Here is a 5,445-nt window from a genome sequence, read left to right as displayed (position 1 = left end):
GTAGACCCCGTGCGCGACCCGCGTCAGGGTTCGCCGCTGCACGAGCATCTGCAGCGCGTGCTTGCCGATGCCTCGGTCGGCAGCCTGCTGAGCCGTCACGAACCCGAGCTGTACGGTCGCAACGTCCCACAGCTCGTTCCGCGCCAGTGGCTTCGCACTCATGCCAGAAGTATAACGGAAACGGGACACTATTGACGCCACACTCATAGCGCAGAAATCTAGATCTATGGAGAGCCTCCCCGGCACCGTCAGTGCGGAACTTGCGCAACGACCCCCCTTTGTTTGAGCACTAGCCCTCATCCGAGCAGGCCGTTCTCGTGCACGTACGCAAGGGGGCAGCCCTGCGCTACGTCTAGCAACGCTGGATCGCGACCGCCATTGCGGCCTGGATATTTGGCGAGCCAAGTACCCCTTGGTGATCCTCACAGTTTCATGCCTCCCGGCTAGCGACGAGAACTGAGTCGATCACATTCAACCGGACATCAACATGGCCCCGACGATCACAAGCGCCAAGGTGCACCGGGCCGCTTCCCGGAGGAACTTCATCCGCGAGACGCAGATTCACACACGTCCCCGTTCGCTGCGATCCAGGGACGTGTCAACATTGGTTGACTGAGTCCGGGCAGTCAACTAAGGTTGACAATATGGATGTTGCACAGCTGACCGCACTCGCCCGTGCCACCGCAGACGACGATCCGATGACCGGGCTTGCCGCCACAGCACAGATCCGCATGGAGATGGAGCGGATGGAGTCGGTGCTCGTCCGCCGCGCCCGCAACAAGGGCACGACGTGGACGGAGATCGCGGCCGCCCTGGGTGTCTCGAAGCAGGCGGTTCACAAGAAGCACGGCGGCCGAGGGCTGTTCGGTGGTCAGCGATGACCGCGCTCGGAAACGAGGCGCTCGTCCGACGGACGCGCGATCTGCTCGGAGGACGCCATCCGGTGGTGGCTACAGCTACGGTCTCGCCTAGCGGGACGGACATCGCGATTATCGGAACCCATCGTGACGCCGACTTCGAGATCGGCTCGATCTCGAAGGGCATCACAGGGCTGCTCTACGTCGACGCGATCGCTCGTGGCGAGATCACCACGTCCACGACGCTCGGTGACCTACTGCCGCTCCAACAGGCCTCGGCTGCGGAGGTGACACTTGCGGCGATCGCCACACATCGATCTGGACTGCCAGGGCTGCCCGCGTCGGCCAGACCGCTACGACGGACCGTCGCTCTGTGGTCGAAGGGCACCAATCCCTACAGCGAAAGCCTCGAACAGCTCATCGCCCAGGCACGAGAGGCAAGACTCAAGAAGCCACACAGCCGGTACTCCAACTTCGGGTTCGAACTCCTGGGCCACGCCGTCGCTCGCGCCGCCGGAACCACCTACCAGGAACTGGTCCTTCAGCGGATCGCCAAGCCTGTCGGCCTCGACATCTTCTACACGCCGGGAACCCCTGATCAATTGCGACCCGGCGCGATCAGGGGCACCAGCAAGTCGGGCCGGACCCGGCAACCGTGGACCGGCGAGGCGATCGGCCCGGCCGGGGGCATCCGTGCGTCCATCGACGACATGGCACGCCTCACCGCCGCCTTACTCGACGGTTCCGTTCCCGGCGTCGCCGCCTTGGATCCCGTCACGCGGTTCGGCGGCCAGGCGGTCCGGATCGGAGCCGCATGGATCACGCTCGAGCACAAGGGAAGACTCGTCACCTGGCACAACGGCGGCACCGGCGGGTTCCGGACCTGGCTCGGCGTCGACCGTGCGGCAGGCACAGGTGTCGTCCTCATGTCCGCAACCTCTGCCTCGGTCGATCGCCACGGGTTCACCTTGCTGAAGGAGCTGATGACGGCACACGGCGGATAGCCGGCGCGGAACTCACAGCGGCAGGTGCTCCAGGAACGGTCGGTCACCGTCGAGCCAGTCCAGCCCACCGACGTCGTCCATCGAGACCCACCGGACGACGTCGTGGTCCGGCCCGGCTTTGGGTTCCGCCGACCCGGGCCGGAGCCGGGCGAGGTAGGCCCGCAACACCGTCCGCTCACCCAGGTCGACATCGACTCCCAGGCGATCCAGGACATCGACGTCGCAGCCGAGCTCCTCACGGATCTCCCGCCGCAGCGCCTCCGGCTCGGACTCGCCATCCTCGACCTTGCCACCCGGCAGCTCCCAGCGGCCGCTCAGCTGCGCAGGCCGACGACGGCGCCCGGCCACCATCCGGCCGTCGCGCATGATGGCGGCGGCCACGACGACCACCGGGGAGCTCTCAGACATATATGCGGAGTGTGCCATAGCGCCATTCATCGGCATCGACAGCTGCCATGTCCCGCAATGATCGCGGCTCACTCATCCCGCGCGTGTCCCGCTTCTCCAGTGCCGAGCGCACGGACAAGCACCGCATGTATGACTTCGACGTCGGGCTGTGCGCCGTCGAGGAGGATGGCCGTACACAACCCGTCTGCGGCCGCGATGACGGCCTTGACGGCGAGCGGATCCGCGGTCCGGCGCCGAGCGAGGTCGGCCACGGTCTCACGCCAGCGGCTGGCGACCGGGCGCAGGGCGGGGCGCCTGGCGGCAAGCGTGGAGAGTTCACGTTCGGCGAGGGCTCTCATGCGTCCGCTTCCCCCGGAAGAGGCGATGATCTCGGCGAGCCCGTGAAGCTCGTCGCCACCTTCTTCGATGACATGCCGAAGCTGTCCGACATACTCATCGGCCACGCTCGAGAGCGCGGCGACGAGCAAGTCATCGAGGGTGGCGAAGTAGTAGGTGGTCAGACTCGTCGGCACTTCGGCCTCGCTTGCGACGGTGCGATGCGTGACTCCAGCCGCCCCGTCACGCTGCACCACCCGCAGCGTCGCGTCGATGATCTCAGCACGCCGACGCTGCCCGCGGGCCCGCCGTCCGTCCGTGACGGTCCCCGCGCCGGGTGGCGTGCTCGTTCCCATGATCGCCCCTCCTCACCGCCAGCTTAGCGAGCCTCCGGCCAGGTCGGGTTACCGCCGGTGGCTACAGCGCATCCGTAGGCGCGTACCCACCGGCACGCCATCACGGGCCGTGATCGTCGCCCCTGCCAGCTCCGATGGGCTGGACATGGCGCAGAGAGACAGCAGCGAACACCGCGACCGCGACGATGGCGGTTCCGGCGACGACCGCCGCGACGTTCAATCCGGCGGTGAACGCCGCGGCCGCGTCCTGGATCACGGCGTCCGGCACCTGCCCGCGTGCCGACACTGCCGCGGAGAGACTGTCATGGACCGTCGCGGCCGTATCGGGCGGTAGCGGTTCCACGATGCGCTCGTCGATCTGCGTGCGGTACAGCGCGGTCGTCAGACTGCCCAGCAGCGCAACGCCGGCGGCGACGCCCAGCTCCTGCATCATCTCCGACATTGCCGCGGCCGAGCCTGCTTTCCGTGGTGGCGCGGCACCGACGACGATATCGGTGCCGAGCGCGGCGATCGCCCCGAGGCCGAGGTAGACCAGAGCGAAACCCACCACGGCGGTCACCGCCTCGCCTGGGTTCAGCCCGGCAAGCAGGATGTAGCCCACGGCCGACACGGCGAGTGTCGCGACCATGGTGGTGCCGGGACGGACTCGCCGCGCGACCAATGGCGTACCTATCGCTGCGGCGAGCATCGCCAGAGCCGGCGGCCCCATCCATAGCCCTGCCTCAGTCGGGCTCATCCCTTCGACGAGTTGCATGTACTGCGTCACCAGGAACATCACCCCGCCGACACCGACCAGGCCGACCAGCAGGATGCTCAACGCCGCGGTGAACGCACGGTCGGCGAACAGCTTCATGTCCAGCAACGGCGATTCCAGCACCAGCTGGCGCCGGACGAACAGCACCGCGCAGGCCAAGCCGAGCACAGACGCGGCAGCCACCCGCGTGTCGAATCCTTGAGCGGCAACGTGCTTGACGACATACACGGTGGGCAGAATGGCCGCCAGCGACAACGCGACGCTGGCCAGATCGATTCGCCCGGCCCGCGGAGCTCGATACTCCGGCAGCACCAGCGGAGCGCTGACCAGGAGCACTGCGATGACCGGTACAGCCACGAGGAACGCCGACCCCCACCAGAAATGTGCGAGCAGCGCTCCTCCCACCAGCGGACCCACCGCCATGCCGAGCGCGAACATCGTCGCCCACACCCCGATGGCCAGGCCCCGTTGCCGGACATCGACGAACATGTTGCCGATCAACGCCAGCGTCGAAGGCATCAACGTCGCTCCGGCGATACCCAGCGCGGCGCGGGCCGCGATCAACATCTCAGCGCTGTCTGCGAACGCCGCCACGATCGACGCCGCGCCGAACGCTGCCGCACCGATCATGAGCAGCCGGCGCCTGCCGACCCGGTCACCGAGCGTGCCCATCGTGATCAAGAAGCCCGCGATCAAGAAGCCGTACACGTCCATGATCCACAATGTCTGCGTACTACTGGGGGTCAGGTCGACAGCCAACGTCGGCAGCACCAGGTAGAGCACCGTGACGTCGAGACCCAGCAGCAGCGTGGGTAAGGCGAGTACTCCGAGTCCCACCCATTCCTTCACGCCGGCACGCGGCGTGGTGACGGCAACCACAAGCTCACCCTCCACACGAACGTGGCGGCCGAATCGGACCTCAGCCGCCTGAATATAGTTGTACGATAGTTCAATTAGGACTATCGTACAACTACTTAGTCGTGCGGCTCCGGTGGAAGAAGGTGCCTACGACCCGCCGTTACCGGTCCCGGCGACGGCACCACTCGATCTGGCCCGGTAACGGCGCATCTTCGCGCGTGAACCGCAGCCCTTCATCCGGCACCAGCGCCGGCTTCGGTTGCGGCTGTGGTCGAGGTACAGCCACCGGCAGTCGCTACATCGGCTGAGCCGGCCGAGACGATCGGACCGCAGGAGGTCGACGGCTTGCTGCGCCAGGGGCCAGAGCGGGCTCGCCAGGTCCTCGTGATCCGGCCAGGCCCAGCCGTATGTTCCGGCAGACAGCCCGAGGTGACCGTGCCGGACCGCCTCGGCGTAGGCGTCACCGATCTCGGTCAGCGACTCCGAAGGAGGGTCGCCACGCGCGAGGTAGGCACGGAAGACGTCGTCAAGGCTGGCACGAAGGGACAGAGCGCGCGCGAGGACAGCGGACGATCGGGCCGGGTGCGCCAGGCAGTTCGCACGAAGACGATCCGCTCCGGCCGGCGCAAGGATCCCCGCATGATCGGCCCAGTCGATCAGATCGGCGTACGTGTGCAGAGTCTCCAATGGCTCGGACACCGTCGCGGCCAGCGTGTTGACGAAATCGATCGCCACGTGGCCACCGATCAGGTCAAGGCTCCCGGCTCCTCCCATTGTTACCTCCAAATTGCATGTTTAGAGGTTACATCTATGGCAATAGATACCCCCATACAACGATGACACAGGTAACCGACCGAGTGGAGGAGTCGTGACCACCAACCTACGCGTGGCAA

General features: G+C 66.6%; 6 protein-coding genes. 2 read left to right on the top strand and 4 right to left on the bottom strand.

Features of this window, described 5'->3' with window-relative positions; translation table 11 throughout:
* Positions 1–644: 644 nt before the first annotated feature.
* Positions 645–881, top strand: a complete 237-nt coding sequence (locus ELR45_RS32985) for a hypothetical protein (protein ID WP_129670068.1) — start codon at positions 645–647, stop codon at positions 879–881.
* Positions 878–1,861, top strand: coding sequence for a serine hydrolase domain-containing protein (locus ELR45_RS32980; RefSeq protein ID WP_129670067.1), 984 nt, complete (start codon positions 878–880; stop codon positions 1,859–1,861). The genes ELR45_RS32985 and ELR45_RS32980 overlap by 4 nt, the downstream gene beginning before the upstream one ends.
* Before the next feature lie 12 nt (positions 1,862–1,873).
* Here the strand turns inward: ELR45_RS32980 and ELR45_RS32975 are convergent, their stop codons facing one another.
* From ELR45_RS32975 to ELR45_RS32960, 4 genes are all read right to left on the bottom strand, one after another.
* Positions 1,874–2,269 (bottom strand): (deoxy)nucleoside triphosphate pyrophosphohydrolase, encoded by a 396-nt coding sequence (locus ELR45_RS32975; RefSeq protein WP_129670066.1) that lies wholly within the window; start codon positions 2,267–2,269, stop codon positions 1,874–1,876.
* Positions 2,270–2,337: 68 nt separating this feature from the next.
* Entirely contained in the window at positions 2,338–2,940 is a 603-nt protein-coding gene (locus ELR45_RS32970; protein WP_129670065.1) for a TetR/AcrR family transcriptional regulator, read from the bottom strand.
* 100 nt (positions 2,941–3,040) lie between these two features.
* Positions 3,041–4,573: an MFS transporter gene (locus tag ELR45_RS32965; RefSeq protein WP_205857753.1), complete on the bottom strand. Its 1,533-nt coding sequence runs from the start codon at positions 4,571–4,573 to the stop codon at positions 3,041–3,043.
* A 126-nt stretch (positions 4,574–4,699) separates the two neighbouring features.
* Positions 4,700–5,326: a CGNR zinc finger domain-containing protein gene (locus ELR45_RS32960; RefSeq protein ID WP_129670064.1), complete on the bottom strand. Its 627-nt coding sequence runs from the start codon at positions 5,324–5,326 to the stop codon at positions 4,700–4,702.
* Positions 5,327–5,445: the final 119 nt, after the last annotated feature.

The organism is Phytoactinopolyspora endophytica (assembly GCF_004138495.1).
Classification (GTDB): Bacteria; Actinomycetota; Actinomycetes; order Jiangellales; family Jiangellaceae; genus Phytoactinopolyspora; species Phytoactinopolyspora endophytica.
Note: the sequence above shows the minus strand (reverse complement) of the source record. Positions and strands in the feature narration are given on the sequence as shown.